The sequence below is a fragment of the Rubrivirga sp. S365 genome (genome assembly GCF_032248475.1).
Taxonomy (GTDB): Bacteria; Bacteroidota; Rhodothermia; order Rhodothermales; family Rubricoccaceae; genus Rubrivirga; species Rubrivirga litoralis.
On record NZ_JAVTTN010000001.1, the window covers coordinates 3,038,868 to 3,058,175 of the forward strand.

Consider the following 19,308-nt stretch of genomic DNA (forward strand, 5'->3'; position numbering starts at 1 on the left):
TGCTCTACCTGCTCTACCTGCTCTACCTGCTCTACCTGCTCTACCTGCTCTACCTGCTCTACCTGCTCTACCTGCTCTACCTGCCCCCCGTCACCCCAGCGGCGCGCCGCCGTAAACTCCCGCCCCACCCCCCGAGCCGCCATGCGCTTCGCCCTCGCCCTCCTCCTCGTGTTCGCCGTCCTCGGGATCCTGCTGGCGACCCGGCCGGAGAACCTCCAGAACGACGTGGCCCTCGCCCTCCCGTTCACGAGCATCACCTGGGTCGGGCCGGTGCTGTGGATGCTGGCGGGGTGGTTCGGGGCCGGGATCCTGGTCGGCTACCTGATCGCGCTGCCCGGCCGCATCGGGGCCTCGCGCCGCGCGCGCCGCGTCGAGAAAGAGCTGGGGCAGACGCAGGTGGTCAAGGAAAAGGCCGTGGGCCACCTCAACACGCCCGAGCCGGCGCCCCGCCCGGGCGCCCCGACCGAGGCCGACGAGATGCAGCGGCTGGCGGACGAGGTGGCGCGGCGGACGGAGACCGTCAAGCGCGACCCGCCGCGGGCGTAGGTGGCCCGCCGACCACCCCGCCCGCCCGATGGGCGCCGCGACTGGGACGTCGGCGAGCAGATCGCCGGGCGGCTCCGGGAGGCCGGCCGCGAGGCCGGGCAGCTCCTGGCCCCGCTCACGCCCCGCGTGCCCCGGCTCGTCGAGCGACGGTCGCACGCGCTCGGGCGGGCGCCCGGTGTCCTGGTCGTGCCCGAGGCGCCGGTCCGCCCCGCCCGGGTCACGGCGTTCCACTACACCGAGGGCGGCGTCGAGGAGCACGACGGGCTCTCGGCCGAGGCCGCCCGCGCGCTCGCCGACCGGACCGGCGTGACCTGGGTCGACGTCGTCGGCGTGGCCGACGTGGCGACGGTCGACGCCGTCGGGCGCGCGTTCGGGCTCCACCCGCTCGTCGTCGAGGACCTCGTGCACACGACGCAGCGGCCGAAGATCGAGACCTACGACGAGACCCTCTTCGTCGTCGCGCGGATGGTCCAGGCCACGGACGCCGACCCCGAGGCGGCCTACGCGACGGCCGGTGAGGACGCCCCGGGCCACCTGATCGAGCAGGTCTCGCTCGTGCTCGGGCCGGGCTGGGTCCTCTCGTTCCAGGAGGCCGAGGGCGACGTGTTCGGCGCCGTCCGCGACCGGCTCCGCCGCGGCGTCGGCCGCATCCGCGCGAGCGGGGCGGACTACCTGCTCTACGCGCTCCTCGACCTCGTCGTCGACCACGTGTTCGTGACGCTGGAGCGGATGGGCGACGCGACGGAGCGGCTCGAAGCGCAGGCGCTGGACGACCCGGCCCCGGCAGTCCAGGCGGCGATCTCGGCGCTCCGCCGCGAGGTCGTCGTGCTGCGGCGGGCGGTGTGGCCGCTCCGCGAGGTGCTCGCCCGGCTCCAGGACGAGGACGCTCTGTTCGTCGAGGACCGCACGCGGCCGTACCTCCGCGACGCGGCCGACCACCTCGTCCAGGCCATCGAGATCATCGAGTCGCTCCGCGAGGTGCTCGCCTCCACCAACGACCTCTACCTCTCGGCGCTGGGCACGCGCCAGAACGAGGTGATGAAGGTGCTCACCGTCGTCGGCACCATCTTCCTCCCGCTCGGCTTCCTCACCGGGCTCTACGGGATGAACTTCGACGACATCCCCGAGCTCCACTGGCGCTACGGCTACTTCGCGCTCCTCGGGGTGATGGCGCTCGTCACGGTCGGCGCGCTCGCGTACTTCCGCAAGAACGACTGGATCTGAGGGGGAAGAGGGATGGGGGATGCGGGATGGAGGGATGGCCGGCCGGTCGTTGCCGCCCCGCCCTCGCCGCGCGGGGCGGGGTGGTGCCAGCTGCCACACCCCGAGCCGCCCCGCCCGCGCCGTACGGGGCGGGGTGGGCACCGCGGGCGGGGTGGGGCGTTCCGAAGCGACACCGCCCCGCCCCCCGGGTCTCCCCCTCGGGTCCGCCCACCGAGCCTGCCATGCGACGCCTCCTCCCCGCCCCGCTCCTCGTCGGCGCCGCGCTCGCGCTCGCCGCGTGCGGCACCGTCGTCCCGTACTCGCTCGCGCCGGAGTGGCTCGCGCCTGACCTCGTGCCGCCCACTGAGGCGTCGTCCGTGGTCGTGACGGGCGACGAGGCCGCGGCGCTCTCGGGGCGGACCGCGCTCGACGGGCGCGTCCTGGACGAGACGACCGGGCGGCCCGTCGCCGGCGTCGCCATCGCGGGCGGACGGGGCGGGGCGGCCGTCACGGACGCCGACGGCCGGTTCACGCTCGACGTCGACGCGGGCGGCGTGGCGCTCGTCGCCGAGCGCGCCGGGTACGCGCCGGCCGAGGCCGCGCTCCAGGTCGCGCCCGACACGCGGGCAGGCGTGCTCATCCTCCTCTCGCCGCGCGGAGCGCTCGTGCCGCCGGCCGGCTCCGACGGCTGAGGCCGCCCCGCCCGCGCGCTACTCCTCCGGCTCTGCGGGCGGGGCGGTCCACGCGGCGTCCGTGCCGCGCCAGTACAAGAGGCCGCCCGCGTCGGCGCCGGCGACGACGTCGGGGTGCCCGTCGCCGTCGAGGTCGCCCAGCGTGGGGGCCGTCCGGCGGCGCCCGCCCGGGACCGCCCCGACCTCCTCGAACCGGGGCGCCGTGGGCGAGCCCACGTTCTGGAACGTGAGGAGGTCGCCCCCGGCGGTGCCGACGACGAGGTCGAGGTCGCCGTCTGCGTCGAGGTCCGCGAGCGCCGGCGCGCTGTCCTGTCCCACGTCTTCGGGGAGGCCGATCGAGAGGGCGTAGGCGAGGTCCGTCGAGTCAGGCGCCCCGCGCCGGTCGGTGCGGAAGGCGGGGGCCTCGGCGGTGCCCGTGTTCCGGTAGAGGCGGAGGCGCCCGTTCGAGGCGCCCGTCACGAGGTCGAGGCGACCGTCGCCATCGAGGTCACCCAGCGCGCCCCGCCCGTACTGGCCGGCGTCGACGTTCTGGAAGCGCTCGTCCTCCACCTCGTAGGCCGGCGCCGAGGCCGAGCCCGTGTTGCGGAGAAAGGCGAAGCGGCCGTTGAAGCCGCCGACGAGGAGGTCGAGGTCGCCGTCCGCGTCGAGGTCCCCGAAGGTCGGGCCGTAGGCGCCGTAGTCGTAGGTCAGCGCGAGCCAGTCGTCGTCGGCCAGCTCGAAGGCCGGCGCGGCGTCGGTGCCCACGTTCTCGAACCGGGCGAGCCGAGCCCGGCTGGGGTCGTCGGGGTCAGCCTCGTTGCCAACGACGAGGTCGAGGTCGCCGTCGCCGTCGAGGTCCGCGAGCGCCGGCGCCGAGCGCGTGCCGACGTCGACGGCGCCGAGCAGGCGGTCCGTCCGCAGTTCGAGGGCGGGGCGGTCGGGGCTCCCCGTGTTCTCGAAGTAGAACAGGTTGGCGACCGCCGTCTGGCCTTGGAAGCACAGCCCGCGCTGGACGCCGACCACGAGGTCGGCGTCGCCGTCGCCGTCGGCGTCCCCGAACGTGGGCGCGTTGTAGCCGCCCGACGTGAGCGGCTGGCCCACGGGAAAGCGGTCGGCCTCCAGGCGGTAGTCGGGCTCGGTGACGGTCCCGGTGTTGACGAAGTAGAAGAGGCTGGGCGCGAAAAAGTCGCCCCAGAACAGGTCCAGCGTCGGCCCGCCGGCGAACGACACGAGGGCGATGGCGTTGGCGCCGTGGCGGACCGTCGGCCGCCCCGCCCCGCCCGCTCGGTCCGCCCCGCCCCGCCCCGCCCCGCCCGGCGCGGGCGGGGTGGAGCGCGCGCCCATTGTGCCGGGGACGATCGTGCCGGGGATGTTGGGGCTCGGCCCGCCGCACGACGGGTCCTCCTCGTAGACCTGGATGTCCTCGAACGTGTCGGTCACGAACGTGAACCGCGGCAGCCCGTCCGGCCCGACGCCGTCGTGGCGATGGTAGGTGATGGTCCCGATGTCGGCCTTGCCGGCGAGGAGGTCGGGGTCGCCGTCGCCGTCGACGTCGCCGAGGGCGGGGATCGACGAGTCCTCGACGGCGACCGGCGGGCCGCCCGTCGTGGTCAGCCCGTCGGCGGCCAGCTCGAAGCGGGGGAAGCCGGGTACCTCGCCCTCGCCCACGTTGCGCCAGAACCGGACGCGCCCGGGGTTTCCGCGCGTGAGCAGGTCGAGGTCGCCGTCGCCGTCGAGGTCCCCGAACGTGGACCAGTTGCCGGGCTCGACGCCGCCCAGGCGGTCGGTCCGCCAGACCCAGCCGTCGTCGGTCCGCTCGTAGAGCTGGAGGCCCGCCCCGCCCACGTTGACCACGAGGTCGGCGTCGCCGTCGTCATCGAGGTCGACGAGGGCGGGGCGCGGCTCGAAAAAGCCGCCGGCGAACGGGAACGAGACGTCCACCCCGCCCACGGCAACGGGAAACGGCGCGGCCTCGCGCTCGAACGACTGCGCGAACGCGGCGGGCGGGGCGGCCAGGGCGGCGGCCAGGATCAGCAGGACGGGGCGCACGGGCTGGGTGGTGGTGAAGGGGCGGGGCGGCTACGGCGAGTTGCGCAGGCGTTCGGCTCATCGGCAAGTCCGTAGAGGACCGCGCGCGTCTGGGGCTCCGAGCGGCGGCCCGCTGCGAAACTGTTTGGCAGGATTCCCCCTCCCCCATCGGGGGAGGGCTGGGGTGGGGGATAGACGTCGGAGCGGCCGCCGAGGGCGGGGCGGCCGCCCCGGGTCCCCCCTCCCGGCCTCCCCCCGCTGGGGGGAGGAGAATTGAGGTCGGCTACTAAACGGTCTCTGACTTAGTGACCCGCGGACTTTAGTGGTCTCCGTGGTCCATCGGGCCGTGGCCCGCGCCCGCCCCGCTCGGGAGGCGGACCGGCTCCAGGCCTGACGGGTAGGCCCCGAGCTGGACCACGCCGAGCACCTCGCCCGAGGGCGAGAACGCGGCCAGGTTGCCGAAGGCGCGGGCCTCCTGCGGCTGGCCGTCCGGCCCGTTGAACACGAACTCCGGCGTCCAGGCGCCGTCGAGGTTCGACGAGGTCACGAAAAAGCGCGAGCCGTCGACGGACGGCGCCGGGCTGTGCGGCTGCGAGAGCGGCGTGGCCTCGACGAGGCGGGCCGGCGCGCGCGTGGCGGCGTCGAGAATCGTGACGGTGTCGCCGCGCTGGTCGGGAATGAGGAGGTCCGAGCCGTCGTGGTTGGCGTGGGCGTGGTAGGGGCCGTCGCCGGCCGGCGCCGAGCCGGTCCTCACCAGCTCGCCGTCCTCGCTGAGCGTGAAGAAAAGGACCTCGTCCGTCGAGCGCGACGTGAGCGTGACCGTGTACGGGTAGCCCGCCCCGCCCTCGCCCATCGCGTGGTCGCCCATCGCGTGGCCCGCCATGCCGCCCATGTGGTGCGCGCCGAGGATGCTGAAGTGGATGAGCTCGCGGGGCTCGCCGTCCGAGGGGATCGGCACGATCGACGCGTCGCCGGTCTGGACGTCGTAGACGAGCGCGCGGCTGAGCGCCTGCGTGCCGGTCAGCTCGGCCGTGATCGCGTAGCGGCCGTCGGGCGTCGCGGCCAGCGCGTGGGGCACGTTGAACGGCGTGGCGACGAGCTCGACCTCCATCGTCTCGCGGTCGAGGACGCCGAACCCGTTCGCCAGCGGGTCCGAGAGCGTCGAGCGGCCGACGAAGAGGCGCTGCGACGACGGGTCGAGCGACATCATGCCGGGCGTGGCGAACGCGCCCCGCTCGGACTGCGCGAGGAGGACGGCCGGGCTCGACGGGTCGAGCGAGAGGTCGAGGTCGATCTTGGCGACCACGCCGGCCGAGACGAGCGACACGTAGGCCGCGCTTCCGTCCGGCTCGAACGCGAAGTGGTGCGGCCCGTACGGCGCCGACGGGATGCCCAGCGCGCCGAAGTCGACGCGGCGGATCAGGCGGAGCGTCTCGGCGTCGACCACGGCCACGTGGTTCTCGCCCTGGACGCCGGCCAGCAGGAGGTCCGTGGCGTCGGCGAACGGGACGCGGCCGTCGGCCCCGCGCGCGCCGTCCTCGATCCACCGAGCGAGAAAACGCAGCTCGTCGGGCTCCAGGTCGCGGAGGTTGGGGAACGGGATGGCCGCCGTCGCCGGGAGGTCGCGGACGAACCGGAGCATCAGGCTGCCCTCCGAGTCGAACGGGACCACGAACCCGCTCGGCCCCGCCATCACCACGTCGTCGAGGTCGTAGGCGGCCGGGTCCCCCACCCCGCCCCCGGTCGCAGAAAGCACGTTCCGCGCCGCGAGCAGCGGGCGGACAGTTTCGTCGTAGTCCAGCGAGGCGACGGCGTCGTAGTCGACGGCCGCGGGGTCGAACGCCGCCGCCGCGGGCGGGGCGGCGGTGAGGGCTGGCGCGCCGCAGCCGGCGAGGGCGAACGCGCCGAGCGCGGCGACGGCGAGGGCAAGTCGGTGCATGGGCAGATCGCTGGGGGCGCGTCGAACGCGGGCGGGGCGGGGCCGTTCGGCCGGCCGCCCCGCCCCAACGCACGCGCGGGGCGGATCGGTGCGCGGGCGGGAGGGGGATGGGGAGAGATGCGGGATGGAGGGATGGGCAGAGAGCGACCACCGCCCCGCCCGGCGGCGACTTCGGCGGCGACGCGGCGCGGGGGCGATACGGACGGATCGTGGCGCGACGAGAATCCGCCGACGGCCGCGGGGCGGCCCGGTAGCTTCCAGCCCCGCCTGCCACCGCGCCGTGCCCCGCCCCGCCCCGCTCCTGCCGTTCGGCCGCGTCGCCGTGGCCGCGCCGTCGTCGGCCGCGCTCGACCCGGCCGACGCCGAGGCCGGGCTCGCCGCGCTCCGCGCGCGCGGTCTCGCCGTCGAGGCCGCGCCCGTCGCGGGCGGGGCGGTCGGCTACCTCGCCGGGGCCGACGACGCCCGCGCCGACGCCCTCAACGCGCTCCTCCGCCGCGACGACCTCGACGCCGTTGTGTGCCTCCGCGGCGGCTACGGGCTGCTCCGCATCCTCGACCGGATCGACTACGACGCCGCCCGCGCCCACCGCCCGCTCGTCGTCGGGTACTCGGACGTGACGGCGCTCCACCTCGCGCTCTACGCCCGCGCCGGGCTGCCCGGCGTCTCCGGCCCGATGGTGGCGCCGGACTGGCCAGGCCTCGACGCCCAATCCGAGGCGGCCTTCTGGCGCGTCGTGGGCGGGGCGGCCGGGTACGACCTGGCCGGGCCGGGCGACGAGCGGCTCGCCCCGCTCCAGGACGGCGAGGCCGAGGGCGTGCTCCTGGGCGGCAACCTCGCGCTCACGGCCGCGCTCGTGGGCACGCCCTACCTCCCCGCCCTCGACGGCGCGATCCTGTTCCTGGAGGACGTCGGCGAGCCGCCGTACCGGATCGACGGGCTGCTCGCGCGGCTCCGCCTGGCCGGCGTGCTGGGCCGCCTGGGCGGCCTCGTGTTCGGCCAGTTCACGGACGCCGCCCCGCCCGCCGACCGCCCCAGCCTGTCGGTCGACGAGGTGCTCGCGCACTACGCCCGGTTCGTCGACGGCCCCGTCGCGACCGGGCTCGTCTACGGCCACGTCCCGCGCAAGGTGACCGTGCCCGTCGGCGTTCGAGCCCACCTCGCGGTCGGGGGCGGGGCGGCGGCGTTGACGGTCCTGGACCCGGTGACGGCATGAGTGCAGTAACTGTCCTAGGACTCGTCGCGGCCGCGCTCACGACGGGCGCCTACATCCCCCAGGTCGTCAAGACGTGGCGGTCGGGGTCGTCGGCCGACCTCTCGATGGGGACGTACGCGATCTTGCTGGCCGGCCTCGTCGCGTGGCTGGCGTACGGGATCGCCGTGGACGACCTCCCCATCATCCTGGCCAACGCGGTCACGATCGTGCTCGTCGGCGCCGTCCTGGCCCACGTCCTCCTCAGCCGGCGGCGCGCCGCCGCCCGCCGCCGCGCGCCCTGACCGCCCCGCCCGCGCCCCGACCCGCGCCGTGCGGGCGGGGCGGACCGCGGCTCGCCACCCCGCCCCTTGCCCGGTTCGCCCGTGCGCCTCGCCTTTTTCGCCTCCGGCGGCGGCTCCAACGTCGGCGCCATCCTGGACGCCGTCGACGCGGGCCGCCTCGACGCCGATCCGGCCCTCGTGGTGACGGACCGGCCGGGCGCCGGCGTCCTGGACCGAGCGGAGGCACGTGGGCTGCCGGTGGCGGTCCTCCCCCCCGCCCGTTTCGACGGCGAGGCCGCGTTCGCCGACGCCCTCCTCGGCGCCCTGCGGGAGCACGATGCGGACGCGATCGCCCTCGCGGGCTACCTCAAGAGAGTTCCCGACGCTGTGTTGAAGGCGTTCCGGCACCGCGTCCTCAACGTCCACCCGTCGCTCTTGCCCGCGTTCGGCGGGGCGGGGTGGTACGGGCGGCGCGTGCACCAGGGCGTGCTCGACGCCGGCTGCCGCGTGTCCGGGGCGACCGTCCACCTCGTCGACGGCGACTACGACACCGGCCCGATCGTGCTGCAAGAGGCCGTCCGCGTCGAGTCCGGCGACACGGCCGAGGCGCTCGCCGCGCGCGTGCTGGCCGTCGAGCACCGGATTTTCCCCGCCGCCCTCCAGCTCCTGGCGCAGGACCGGCTCCGCGTAGAAGACGGCCGCGTCACGATTACGGGTCCAGGGTTCAGGGTTCAGGGTTCGATGGACGAACCGCCCCGCCCTGGTCAACAACCCAACGGACCCTGAACTCCCGAACCCCGAACCACCCGATGATCGAAACCGCCGACCTCCCCGCCCCCGACGACCGCGCCCCGGTCCGCCGCGCGCTCCTCTCCGTGAGCGACAAGAGCGGGCTGGCCGAGCTCGGGCGGCGCCTCGCCGCGCTCGGCGTCGAGCTGCTCTCGACCGGGGGGACGGCGCGGGCGCTCCGCGACGCCGGCCTCGACGTGACCGACGTGGCCGACGTGACCGGCTTCCCCGAGATCCTCGGCGGGCGCGTCAAGAGCCTCCACCCGCGCGTCCACGGCGGCATCCTCGCACGGCGCACGAGCGCGGCCGACCTCGCCGAGTTGGACGAGCACGGGATCGGCGCGATCGACCTCGTGGTCGTCAACCTGTACCCGTTCCGCGAGGCGGTCGCGAGCGCCGACGTGACGGACGCGCTCGCGGCCGAGAACGTCGACATCGGCGGGCCGGGCATGCTCCGCGCGGCGGCCAAAAACTTCGCCTTCGTCGGCGCCGTCGTTGACCCGGGCGATTACGACGCGGTCGCCCAGGAGCTCGAAGACCACGGCGGCACGCTCGGCCTGGCCACGCGCCGCCGCCTCGCCCACGCGGCCTTCGCGCACACCGCCGACTACGACGCCGCCATCGCCGCCTACTTCGCGGGCGGGGCGGACTCTGAGGGCGGGGCGGCCACGGGCGGGGCGGAGGACGACGCGGCCGCCCCGCTCCCCGACGCCCTGTTCCTCGACCTCCCGCGCGCCGAGGCGCTCCGCTACGGCGAGAACCCGCACCAGGCGGCCGCGCTCTACGGCGACCCCGCCGCCCGCTACGAGGCGCTCCACGGCAAGGCGCTGTCGTACAACAACCTCCTCGACCTCACCGCCGCGCTCGACCTCATCGCCGAGTTCGACGCCGCCCCGCCCACGGTCGCCATCCTCAAGCACACGAACCCGTGCGGCGTCGGGCAGGCCGCGGGCGGGCTGGAGGCCGCCTACCACAAGGCGTTCGCGACCGACCGCCAGAGCCCGTTCGGCGGCATCGTCGTCGTCAACCGGCCGCTCGACCGGGCGACGGCCGAGGCCATCGACGCCGTGTTCACGGAGATCGTCATCGCGCCCGCGTTCGAGGACGGCGTGCTGGCGTTCCTGGAGCAGAAGAAGAACCGCCGGCTCGTCCGCGCGCTGCCACGCCCCGCCCGCCCCGCGCCCGTGCTGCGGAGCGTGGCCGGCGGCGTCCTCGCCCAAGCGCCCGACGGGCCGCTCGCACCGGCCGCCGAGCTGCGGGACGCGTGGTCCGTCCCGACGGAGCGCGCGCCGACCGAGCGGGAGTGGGCCGACCTCGACTTCGCGTGGCGCGTGTGCAAGCACGTCAAGTCGAACGCCATCGTCTACGCCCGCGACGGGGCCACGCTGGGCGTCGGGGCCGGGCAGATGAGCCGGATCGACGCGAGCGAGGTCGCCGTCGCCAAGGGCGCCAAGAGCGGGCTCGACTTTGCCGGGTGCGTCGTCGCCTCGGACGCCTTCTTCCCGTTCGCCGACGGCCTGGAGGCCGCCGCCGAAGCCGGCGCCGTGGCCGCCGTGCAGCCGGGCGGGTCGGTCCGCGACGACGAGGTGGTCGCGGCGGCCGACGCCCGCGGCCTGGCCATGGCGTTCACCGGGCGCCGCCACTTCCGCCACTGACGGGCGCCCGCCCCGCCCGGGGCGGGGCGGCGCCGAGTGCACCACCCCGCCCGAACCCGCGAGTGGAGCCCGCCCGCCGCCGGCCCCCGCCGGCGGGGCGGAAAATCCATCCGCGCCGCCCCGGACTGCCCCGGGCGCCCTGTCGTTAGCTTGGGGGCGCCGCGCGCCGCGGCACTCCCGACCCTTCGCTCCACGGGTGGCGTGGACCGCCGGCTCGTCCCCCGCCCCCGACCGGCGCCCGCCTGCCCGCCCCGCCCGTGCTCAACCCGTTCTCCGTCGACATCGCCATCGATCTCGGCACCGCCAACACCCTCATCCACGTCCGCGACAAGGGGATCGTGCTCAACGAGCCGTCCATCGTCGCCATGGACCGGCGCTCGGGGAAGCCGGTCGCGATCGGCCAGGAGGCGCTCATGATGCACGAGCGGACCCACAAGGACATCGAGACGATCCGGCCGCTCAACGACGGCGTCATCGCCGACTTCTCGGTCGCCGACGCCCTCATCCGCGGGTTCATCAAGCGCGTCAAGCCCGGGTTCATGACGTCGATCGGGCGGATGGTCATCTGCGTCCCCTCGGGGATCACCGAGGTCGAGCGCCGGGCGGTCAAGGACGCGGCCCAGAACGCGGGCGCCCGCCAGGTCATGCTCATCGACGAGCCCATGGCGGCCGCCATCGGGATCGGCCTCCACGTCCAGGAGCCGGTCGGCAACATGATCGTCGACATCGGGGGCGGGACGACCGAGATCGCCGTCATCGCCCTCAACGGCATCGTCGTCGACGAGTCGATCCGCGTCGGCGGCAACGAGCTCGACGAGGCCGTCATGCAGTACTTCAAGAAGCACCACAACCTGCTCATCGGGAGCCGCACGGCCGAGCGGATCAAGTGCGAGATCGGGAGCGCGCAGAAGCTCGAGCCCGAGCTCGAGCTCTCGGTCAAGGGCCGCGACCTCGTGACCGGCGTGCCCAAGGTCCGCGTCGTCTCGTCGGAGGACGTCCGCGAGGCGCTCCGCCCGTCGGTCAACCAGATCGCCGCGGCCGTCGTGCGCGCGCTCGAGCGGACCCCGCCGGAGCTCGGCGGCGACGTCTTGGAGCGCGGCATCATGCTGACCGGGGGCGGGGCGCTCCTCAAGGGCCTCGACGACTACCTCCGCGAGCGGACCGAGCTCCCCGTGTTCTCGGCCGACGACCCGCTCACGGCCGTCGTCCGCGGGACGGGCTCGGTCCTCGAAGACCTCGACGGCTTCATGCCCGTCCTCTCGCCGAACTAGGACCCCGCGGGCCGGTGAGTCCGCGGCTCAGGAAGGCGCTGGGTCAGTGGGCACGCACGGACCGCCCCGCCCCGTCTGAGCCGCTGATCCCCACGGACCTACTGATCCCCACCGACTCACCGGAATGGCTCTTGCACAGCAGGCCTGGGAGCGCTCGCGCGACTACGTCATCTTCGGCGCGCTGCTGCTCGTCGCGCTCACCATCTTCGTGAGCCGGAACGGCCCGGCGCTCCGGGCGGCGCGGGCGGCGAGCCTGGCCGTGACCGCGCCCGTCGAGGGCCTGTTCGAGCGGACTGCCCAGTTCCGCACGGCGCTCGGCGAGAACGAGCGGCTGCGGACCGAGACGGCCGGGCTCTCGGCCGAGGTCGCGAGGCTCCGCGAGGCCCGCGCCGAGAACGCCCAGCTGCGCAGCCTGCTCGGGTTCCAGGACTCGCTCGACGCCCCCCGGGTCGTGGGCCGCGTGGTCTCGAAGGACATCACGGAGCAGACCAACCTGCTGACGATCGACGTCGGGAGCCGCGACGGCGTCCGGCCGGGGATGCCGGTCATCAACGAGCGGGGGATCGTGGGGCGCGTGGTCCTCTCGAGCCCGGGCTACGCGGTCGTCATGCCGCACCAGAACACGCAGTTCCGGGTCCCCGCCGTCATCGAGGAGCTGGGCCGCGAGGGGATCGTCCGGTGGGACGGGGCGGCGTTCGACCGGCTGACGATGGAGTACGTGGTCAAGACGGAGCCGGTCGAGCGCGGGATGCTGGTCACGACGAGCCCGTTCTCGGGCGTCTTCCCGGCCGGCACGCCGATCGGCCGCGTGGACACGGCGTACGCGGCGGCCGGCCGCAACGACTACATCATCCACGTCACGCCGGCCGCGCCGATCTCCGAGGTCGGCTTCGTCTACGTGCTCCTCGTCGAGCCCGACCCGGAGCGGGCGATCCTGGAGGCGCAGGCCCGCGACTCGCTCGGGCTCGAGCGCCGCGAGGCGGCCCTGGAGGCGCGCCTCGACGCGACGACGCCGGAGGAGGAGTAGGCCGCCGCCCCGCCCGTGCGCCGGGGCGGGGCGGCGCCGTTTCAGGTTCGGCCGCCCCGCCCGCGGCGGCGGCCGCGGCGGGATCAGAGGTCGGGCGTCCGTCGTGCCCGAAGCGGATGCGTGACTCGTGCTGCGCGGCTCTCCCTGGGAGCGCTTACGGATCACGCATTGAGCCCCGCCCCTCCCCAGACAGTCGGAGAGTTCAGACGACACAACCGCTCTGGGCGGGGTGGAGGCCGGAGCCCGGGCGGGGCGGTGCATCTTGCGCCCGCTGCCCGCTGCCCGCTGCCCGCCGGGCGGGGCGGAACCCGCCGGCGCGCGCACGATTGTTGCGCAGCACCCGTTCGATCTTCACCCCGGCACGAGGCCGCCGGTGGAGCCCTCCGGCCGCCGGCTCCCGCGGCCACACGTTCCCTTCCGACCGCCCCGCCCCATGCCCCACCGCTTCTCGCTCGCCGCCCTCCTCGTGCTCCTGGGGTGGGCGGCCGCGCCCGCCGCACAGCCGACGCGCTCGCCTGACGCGCTCGCCGGACGCGTCGACGCGGTCCTCGACACGCGCTCGTTCGACGACGCCTACTGGGGCGGCCTCGTCGTCGACCTCGAAACGGGCGCGGTGCTCTACGAGCGCAACGCGTCCAAGCGGTTCGTGCCGGCCTCGAACATGAAGCTGCTCACGACCGCGACGGCCCTCGACGCGCTCGGGCCGGACTTCCGCTACACGACCCGGCTCTACGCCGAGGGCGACGTCCAGAACGGGACGCTCCGGGGCTCGCTCGTCGTCCGCGGCTCGGGCGACCCCACGTTCGGCGGCCGCTACACCGGCGGAGACCTCACGCTCGTGTTCCGCCAGTGGGCCGACTCGCTCAAGGCCGCCGGCATCCGCCGCGTGACCGGCCCGGTCGTCGGCGACGACGACGTGTTCGACGACGTCTCGCTCGGCGAGGGGTGGAGCTGGGACGACCTCGTGTGGTACTACGGGGCCGAGGTCTCGGGCCTCCAGTTTGCCGAGGGCACCGTCGACGTGGCCCTCCACGGGACGTCGCCGGGCCGCCCCGCCCGCATCGAGGTCGAGCCCGACTTCGGCTACGTCCGCCTCGTCAACCAGACCACGACGACGTCGGGCGGCGGCGTCCGCGAGGGGTACCGCCGGGACCTGGGCGACAACGTGTTCACGCTCACGTCGTCGGTGCCGGCCGGGCGCGTCGAGCGCGAGGCGCTCTCGGTCGTCAACCCGACCGACTACTTCGTGACGACGATGATCGGCGTGTTCCGCCAGCGCGGCATCGACGTCCGCGGCGAGGCCGTCGACGTGGACGAGTGGGGGCGGCGCCCGCAGTACGAGTCCCTACGCCGGATCGCGTCGCACCAGTCGCCGCGGCTGGGCGCGATCGTGGCCGAGACGAACACGGACTCCAACAACCTCTACGCCGAGCACCTCCTCCGCACGCTCGGCGCCTACACCTACCGCGGCGCGAACCACCAGCTGGGCTCGGCCCGGGCCGGCGCCGCGGCGGCCGAGCCGTTCCTCCGCCGGATCGGGGTCGACCCCGCCTCGTTCCGCATCGCCGACGGGTCCGGCCTGTCGGCGCTCAACCGGCTCACGCCGGTCGGCATCGTGGCCGTCCTCCGCGGGATGCACCAGCACGCCGACGAGGCCACGCGCGACGCGTTCTACCGCTCGCTCGCCGTGGGCGGCCTCACCGGGACCATCAAGAACCGCTACAGCTCGGGCGACGCCCGCGGCAACGTCCACGCCAAGACCGGCTACATCTCCGGCGCGCGGACGCTCTCGGGCTACGTGCGGGCCGCCAACGGGCACCTCCTCGCGTTCTCGCTCCTGTGCAACAACTACACGGTCCGCACGAGCCGCGTGAACCGGGCGCAGGACCAGATCGTCGAGCTCCTGGCCGACTACGAGGGGCAGTAGAACGCTGAATGCTGAACGGCGAACGCTGAAGGCGTGCCCGCCCCGCCCTCGCCGAGCGGGCGGGGTGGCCTACGTTGGAGCCGGACCCTCTGGCGGACCGGGACGTTGAGACCGCCCCGCCCCCGCGTCTCCGGCCATGACCGTCCTCCTCGTCGTCTTTGGTGTCTGGCTCGTTGTCGGCCTGATTGTGAGCGTCCGCTCCGAGGTCCGGCGGGCGGGGCGGGGTGGCGGGCGCGGGGCCTCCGCCGTCGCCGTGGGCGTGCTGCTGGCGGTGCCCGTCGAGTGGCTGATCGTCGGGCTGGCGATGCTCGCCGTCCTCGCGTGGCAGGCGGTGTAGGGCCGCCGGCGTACGGACCACCCCGCCCGCGGACAGCCACCCTGTAGCCACGGCGGGCGTTGCCGTCCGTAGACGCGGGCGGGGCGGCGTGCACCCGTCCCGCCCGAGCGAAGACCGCCCCGCCCGGCAGGAGCGGGGCGGGGCGGAAGACCTTGGGCGGGGCGGGCGTTCTCCTACGGATCCACTGATCTACTGACCCACTGCCCTACCGCTCGTGCGGCATCGTGCCGACGACTGGCCGGCCCGGAGTGAGCACGCCCACGCCGGGGCGCCGGGCGCCGGCCTCGCCGCGGACGCGGTGGGCGCGGACGGACCCGTTCGGCCCCGTGACGTCGATGAGGATCTCGTCGACACGGGCAGGGTCCCCGGCCGGGTCGTCCTCGCGGACGGCGAACTGGAACTCGGTCCGGCCCGGCCCGGAGCGGACCTCGTCGACGAGCGAGACGTCGAGGTCGCCGCGCGGGACGACGTTCTGGCCCTCGACGGCGACCGAGATCTGGGTGCCCGCCGCGAGCGGGTGCCCCGACCCGTCGGAGACGACGTAGCGGTACGTCCCGAGCTCCAGCCCGGCCGTCTCGAGCGACACCTGCGGGCGGCCCGTGAGGAGCACGCGGGCGTCGGCCTCGACGGGCGCGCCGTCGGCGCCCGAGGTGCGGGCGGAGACCGTGATCCAGCCGCCTGGCGGGGACGGGTTGCCGGTGAGCAGCGTGACCGAGGCGCGGCCGGACGCGTCGGTCTCGGACGAGCCGCCGATGACGCCCGACGTCGACGTAAAGTAGACCTGGGTCCCCGGCTGCACCGGGTTCGCGTAGCGGTCGCCGACGAGCGCGCTGATCGGGATCTCGAACCCGAACGTGCCCAGGAGCGGGTAGTTGAGCTGGTCGGCCCCCACCGAGAGGTGGTCCGGGCTGGGGAAGCCGCCGTGGACGACGAGCGTGATCGGCTGCGAGCGGATCTCGCGGCCGCCGACGGCCGCCCGCGTCTCGATCTGAACGACGCCGGCCTTCGTGCCGCTCGTGAGCGTGACCGACGCCTCGCCGTTCTCGTCGGTGCGGACCGTGGCCGGGGCCGCCGGGCTCAGGAACTCGCCGCCGCCCGGCCCCCGGAGAATCGAGACGGTGATGTCGACGGCGTTGGCCCCGTCGACCGGCCGGTCGTCGGCGTCGCGGGCCACGAACACGAGCGAGGCCGTCTCGGTCCCGCCCGTCTCCGAAACGCCGATCGACTGCGACGAGCGGGGCGCGAGCGTGATGCTGGCCGCCGGCCCCGACGTCCCGTCGTCGCCCGTCGTCGGGGTGAGCGCGAGGGCGGGGAGGGACAGCGTCCGCCCCGGCTCGACGGTCGTCGTGACGGTGGTGTCGCGGAACCCGGTCTTGAAGGCGGTCACCTCGAGGACGGCCGTCGAGTCGATGTCGAGCGAGGCCACGAACGCGCCGACGGAGTCCGACCGCATCTCGAGGCCCATCGACCGGATCTGGACCGTGGCCCCGGTGATCGGCCGGCTCGTCTCGGCGTTGACGACGGTGCCGGAGACGGCGGCGAGGTCGTCGCCGGCGAGCGCGTCGCAGCCCGCCAGGGCGAGGACGGCGGCGAGGGCGAGCAGACGGTGGGGACGGGTCATGGGCGGGGCGGCGGGTGGGCACGGGCCGGCGGTATCGGCCGCGCCCGCCCCGCCCTAAAGCGCCCGCCCCGCCCGAGGACGGCGGGGAGGAGACGAGGCGCTTTCGTCCCGCCCTTCTCTTCTCTTCCTTCTCCTCCTCCCCGCCCCGCCCGGATTCTCCGCGCGTTCGCAACCTTGGCAAGGCGCGTTCAGTCAAGCCGCGCCCCACCAGCCGCCCCGCCCGCATGACCCCGATCCACGCCACGACTGTCCTCGGCGTCCTCCACGACGGCAAGGTCGCCCTCGGCTCCGACGGCCAGGCCACGATGGGCGACACGGTCATGAAGCACAAGGCCCAGAAGGTCCGCCCGCTCTACGGCGGGAAGCTCTTGGCCGGGTTCGCCGGCTCGACGGCCGACGCGTTCACGCTCTTCGAGCGGTTCGAGGCCAAGCTCGAGCAGTACGGCGGCAACACGACGCGGGCCGCCGTCGAGCTCGCCAAGGACTGGCGGACCGACCGCTACCTCCGCCGCCTCGAAGCGCTCCTCGCCGTGGCCTCGCCCGAGCGGCTCCTCCTCATCTCGGGGACCGGCGACGTGATCGAGCCCGACGACCCCATCCTCGCGATCGGCTCGGGCGGGAGCTACGCGCTCGCCGCGGCGCGCGCCATGATGAAGCACAGCCCGGGGCTCTCGGCGCGCGAGGTGGTCGAGGAGGGGCTCCGCATCGCGGGCGAGATCTGCATCTACACGAACCTCAACACGACGGTCCTGGAGCTCGACGCGGAGGAGTAGGGCGACTGCCCCGCCCGCCGCGAAGGCGGGGCGGCCCCGTAGCTGGGAGACCCGCGACCGGCGGCCCCGCTCAGCACCCCTCGCCGACCTCCGACGTGACGGCGTAGAACGCCCCCCGCGCCGTCACGTCTCCCCCGGTCCCCGGCCCGGTCGAGAAGTCGCGGAGCCGGACCGAGAACCGGCCCCGGACGCCCTCCGCCGTCTGCTCGGTGACCTCGACCGTTCCGCCGACGCGCTGGTAGCTCCGGCCCGGTGGTCGGTAGTCCACCCTCGGCTCGAATCGGTCACCGGGTTCGGCCGCGAGAAACTCGTCGGACTCGATCACGAATCGGTTCTCGGCGCAGGGACGGAGGTACACGGCGGCCTGGTTGAACTGGAACTCGAGGCTGGGGTAGAACCGGGCCTCCCCCTGCGAGGTCCTGCCCCCGACGGAGAGCTCGAACGTGCCGGGGGCGAGGTCGCCGGGGGACGGGACCGCGTCGCACCCGGCGGCGGCCACGGCGGCGGCGAGGAGGAGGAGGAGGAGGCGCATGGGCGGGGTGGAGCGGACAGCGAACGGAGCCTGCCGCAGCGTCACGGGATCTCCGTCGGCTCTGGACGGTCGCGTGTTCCGTGCTGCGTGCCCTCTGCTCCAAGCATGCAGCGCGCAACGGGGCGCCGGCCCGGCGGGGGCTGAGAGAGAACGCTACGCCTCCCGACCGCTGCTGCATAGCCCTCCAGGACTACCGGATCACGGTGGGCGCTCCTGGCACCGTCCCGCCGGTCCATAGGGCGTGCCCCGTCGGAGGCGCCGGCCGTTCCACGAGACCGCCCCACCCGCGCGTAGTTTGCCGGCATCGTGCGGCCTGTCTTTGGCCGCCCCTCCGAACCCCGCTGACCCGTCCGATCCATGCCCGAGACGTCCCGAGACCCCGCCGACCGCCCCGCCCCAGCGGCGTCCGCCCCGCCCGAAGGGACCGCCCCGCCCGAGAGCGAGGAGGCCACGCGGCAGGCGGCGATCCTCATCGACTACCAGAACCTCCACCACTACCTCAAGGGCCGCCTCGACGACCGGCGCACGGGCTCGACGGCCGACCTCGCGAGCGCGCTCCTGAAGGCGCTCCGCGAGCGGCTGGCCGGCGAGGGCCTCCGTCTCGCGCGCGGCCGGGCCTACGCCGACTTCGGCGGGCTCGACGACCACTCGCGCCACGTCCAGCGGAGCCTCTACCTCCACGGCGTCGAGCCGGTCTACGTGCCGGCGACGATGCACCGGAACACGACCGACCTCCAGCTCGCCGTCGACGCCGTCGAGATGCGCGACCGGCACCCCGAGGTCGAGACCGTCGTGCTCCTCTCCGGCGACCGCGACTACGCGCCGGTCGTCTCGGCACTCGTGGCCGCCGGGCGGCGCGTCGTCGTCATCGGCTTTCAGGAGCACCTCTCGCCGTACCTGCTGGAGCACACCGAGGGCGGGGCGTTCCTCGACGCCGCGGACCTCCTGCCGTCGGACGCGCTCGCGCCCGAGGTCGAGGTCGGCGCCCCGATCCAGACGACCGAGTTCGTTGCCGTCCAGGACCCGGCCTACGAGATCGACTACGACGCCATCGAGACGATCGAGAAGTTTTTCGGCCAGTACGAGGAGATCTACCTCACGCCGCTGCTCCGCCGCCTCTCCGACGAGATCGGCGAGGTCGACGGCCACGACCCGAAGTCGCTCGTGGCCGACCTGGAGGAGTGCGGCGCCGCCCGGCTCGAACGCCGGCGCGGGATGCCCTACGACTACACGGTCCTGCTCCTCAACGGCGACCACCCCGCCGTCGTGGAGGTCCGCGAGGAGGTCCACGGCGCCCCGGTCGTGGCCGCCGACGACGGCCTCCCGTTCGACGACGAGCCCGAACTGTAAGGGCGGGGCGGCGGCCGGACCCTGGTGGTCGCCCGCACGACAGGGGGAGGTCCCCACGGTCCACCCCGCCCCCGCCGGTGGGCGGGGCGGGGCGGCCATCCGCATGGAGGCGCCGGGCGGGGTGGCCCGGACGACCGCCGGTCGCTCCTACTGGAGCGGGGCGGCG

General features: G+C 74.8%; 17 protein-coding genes. 13 read left to right on the forward strand and 4 right to left on the reverse strand.

From position 1 onward, the window contains the following. The first annotated feature begins 141 nt into the window (after positions 1–141). The 3 genes from RQM47_RS13280 to RQM47_RS13290 all read left to right on the forward strand — a co-directional run bounded on the left by RQM47_RS13280 (position 142) and on the right by RQM47_RS13290 (position 2,441). Positions 142–546, forward strand: a complete 405-nt coding sequence (locus RQM47_RS13280) for a LapA family protein (RefSeq protein ID WP_314009272.1) — start codon at positions 142–144, stop codon at positions 544–546. Then, positions 547–1,770, forward strand: a complete 1,224-nt coding sequence (gene corA / locus RQM47_RS13285; RefSeq protein WP_314009273.1) for a magnesium/cobalt transporter CorA — start codon at positions 547–549, stop codon at positions 1,768–1,770. Positions 1,771–1,991: 221 nt separating this feature from the next. Beyond that, a complete protein-coding gene (locus RQM47_RS13290) occupies positions 1,992–2,441 on the forward strand; it encodes a carboxypeptidase regulatory-like domain-containing protein (RefSeq protein ID WP_314009274.1) in 450 nt (149 codons plus the stop codon). 18 nt (positions 2,442–2,459) lie between these two features. Here RQM47_RS13290 and RQM47_RS13295 read toward each other — a convergent pair whose 3' ends face one another. Together RQM47_RS13295 and RQM47_RS13300 are read right to left on the reverse strand one after the other, a co-directional pair. After that, complete coding sequence (locus RQM47_RS13295) at positions 2,460–4,469, reverse strand: FG-GAP-like repeat-containing protein (protein WP_314009275.1); 2,010 nt, start codon at positions 4,467–4,469, stop codon at positions 2,460–2,462. Positions 4,470–4,767: 298 nt separating this feature from the next. Continuing rightward, positions 4,768–6,387, reverse strand: a complete 1,620-nt coding sequence (locus tag RQM47_RS13300; protein ID WP_314009276.1) for a hypothetical protein — start codon at positions 6,385–6,387, stop codon at positions 4,768–4,770. A gap of 280 nt (positions 6,388–6,667) precedes the next feature. Here RQM47_RS13300 and RQM47_RS13305 point away from each other — a divergent pair, with 280 nt between their 5' ends. The 8 genes from RQM47_RS13305 (at position 6,668) to RQM47_RS13340 (ending at position 14,866) form a co-directional block, all read left to right on the forward strand. After that, complete coding sequence (locus RQM47_RS13305) at positions 6,668–7,600, forward strand: LD-carboxypeptidase (protein ID WP_314009277.1); 933 nt, start codon at positions 6,668–6,670, stop codon at positions 7,598–7,600. Beyond that, positions 7,597–7,881: a SemiSWEET transporter gene (locus RQM47_RS13310; protein WP_314009278.1), complete on the forward strand. Its 285-nt coding sequence runs from the start codon at positions 7,597–7,599 to the stop codon at positions 7,879–7,881. The genes RQM47_RS13305 and RQM47_RS13310 overlap by 4 nt, the downstream gene beginning before the upstream one ends. An 81-nt stretch (positions 7,882–7,962) precedes the next feature. Further along, a complete protein-coding gene (gene purN, locus RQM47_RS13315; protein ID WP_314009279.1) occupies positions 7,963–8,646 on the forward strand; it encodes a phosphoribosylglycinamide formyltransferase in 684 nt (227 codons plus the stop codon). Positions 8,647–8,669: 23 nt separating this feature from the next. After that, positions 8,670–10,304 carry a bifunctional phosphoribosylaminoimidazolecarboxamide formyltransferase/IMP cyclohydrolase gene (gene purH, locus RQM47_RS13320; RefSeq protein WP_314009280.1) on the forward strand — a complete coding sequence of 545 codons (1,635 nt, stop codon included), beginning with the start codon at positions 8,670–8,672 and terminating at the stop codon, positions 10,302–10,304. Positions 10,305–10,561: 257 nt separating this feature from the next. After that, positions 10,562–11,575 (forward strand): rod shape-determining protein, encoded by a 1,014-nt coding sequence (locus tag RQM47_RS13325; RefSeq protein ID WP_311661917.1) that lies wholly within the window; start codon positions 10,562–10,564, stop codon positions 11,573–11,575. Between the two features lie 124 nt (positions 11,576–11,699). Continuing rightward, complete coding sequence (mreC, locus tag RQM47_RS13330; protein ID WP_314009281.1) at positions 11,700–12,602, forward strand: rod shape-determining protein MreC; 903 nt, start codon at positions 11,700–11,702, stop codon at positions 12,600–12,602. 433 nt (positions 12,603–13,035) lie between these two features. Then, positions 13,036–14,529 (forward strand): D-alanyl-D-alanine carboxypeptidase/D-alanyl-D-alanine-endopeptidase, encoded by a 1,494-nt coding sequence (gene dacB, locus RQM47_RS13335; protein ID WP_314009282.1) that lies wholly within the window; start codon positions 13,036–13,038, stop codon positions 14,527–14,529. A 136-nt stretch (positions 14,530–14,665) separates the two neighbouring features. Continuing rightward, entirely contained in the window at positions 14,666–14,866 is a 201-nt protein-coding gene (locus RQM47_RS13340; RefSeq protein ID WP_311661913.1) for a hypothetical protein, read from the forward strand. Positions 14,867–15,071: 205 nt separating this feature from the next. On the opposite strand, the gene RQM47_RS13345 is transcribed toward RQM47_RS13340, so the two are convergent. Next, positions 15,072–16,487 carry an Ig-like domain-containing protein gene (locus tag RQM47_RS13345; RefSeq protein ID WP_311661911.1) on the reverse strand — a complete coding sequence of 472 codons (1,416 nt, stop codon included), beginning with the start codon at positions 16,485–16,487 and terminating at the stop codon, positions 15,072–15,074. Positions 16,488–16,711: 224 nt separating this feature from the next. On the opposite strand from RQM47_RS13345, the gene hslV reads away from it, so the two are divergent. After that, positions 16,712–17,260 (forward strand): ATP-dependent protease subunit HslV, encoded by a 549-nt coding sequence (gene hslV, locus RQM47_RS13350; protein WP_311661909.1) that lies wholly within the window; start codon positions 16,712–16,714, stop codon positions 17,258–17,260. A gap of 70 nt (positions 17,261–17,330) precedes the next feature. Here hslV and RQM47_RS13355 read toward each other — a convergent pair whose 3' ends face one another. Continuing rightward, entirely contained in the window at positions 17,331–17,792 is a 462-nt protein-coding gene (locus tag RQM47_RS13355) for a hypothetical protein (RefSeq protein WP_311661907.1), read from the reverse strand. Positions 17,793–18,149: 357 nt separating this feature from the next. Between RQM47_RS13355 and RQM47_RS13360 the strand changes: the two genes are divergently transcribed. After that, complete coding sequence (locus RQM47_RS13360) at positions 18,150–19,142, forward strand: NYN domain-containing protein (protein ID WP_311661905.1); 993 nt, start codon at positions 18,150–18,152, stop codon at positions 19,140–19,142. Positions 19,143–19,308 lie beyond the last annotated feature (166 nt).

Bases quoted from the DNA above. Each gene is read 5' to 3' on its own strand.
- RQM47_RS13340 (WP_311661913.1), top strand. From the start codon at position 14,666: ATGACCGTCCTCCTCGTCGTCTTTGGTGTCTGGCTCGTTGTCGGCCTG.
- RQM47_RS13345 (WP_311661911.1), bottom strand. From the start codon at position 16,487: ATGACCCGTCCCCACCGTCTGCTCGCCCTCGCCGCCGTCCTCGCCCTG.
- hslV (WP_311661909.1), top strand. From the start codon at position 16,712: ATGACCCCGATCCACGCCACGACTGTCCTCGGCGTCCTCCACGACGGC.
- RQM47_RS13360 (WP_311661905.1), top strand. From the start codon at position 18,150: ATGCCCGAGACGTCCCGAGACCCCGCCGACCGCCCCGCCCCAGCGGCG.
- RQM47_RS13290 (WP_314009274.1), top strand. From the start codon at position 1,992: ATGCGACGCCTCCTCCCCGCCCCGCTCCTCGTCGGCGCCGCGCTCGCG.
- purH (WP_314009280.1), top strand. From the start codon at position 8,670: ATGATCGAAACCGCCGACCTCCCCGCCCCCGACGACCGCGCCCCGGTC.
- dacB (WP_314009282.1), top strand. From the start codon at position 13,036: ATGCCCCACCGCTTCTCGCTCGCCGCCCTCCTCGTGCTCCTGGGGTGG.
- RQM47_RS13280 (WP_314009272.1), top strand. From the start codon at position 142: ATGCGCTTCGCCCTCGCCCTCCTCCTCGTGTTCGCCGTCCTCGGGATC.
- RQM47_RS13300 (WP_314009276.1), bottom strand. From the start codon at position 6,387: ATGCACCGACTTGCCCTCGCCGTCGCCGCGCTCGGCGCGTTCGCCCTC.
- RQM47_RS13355 (WP_311661907.1), bottom strand. From the start codon at position 17,792: ATGCGCCTCCTCCTCCTCCTCCTCGCCGCCGCCGTGGCCGCCGCCGGG.
- RQM47_RS13310 (WP_314009278.1), top strand. From the start codon at position 7,597: ATGAGTGCAGTAACTGTCCTAGGACTCGTCGCGGCCGCGCTCACGACG.
- mreC (WP_314009281.1), top strand. From the start codon at position 11,700: ATGGCTCTTGCACAGCAGGCCTGGGAGCGCTCGCGCGACTACGTCATC.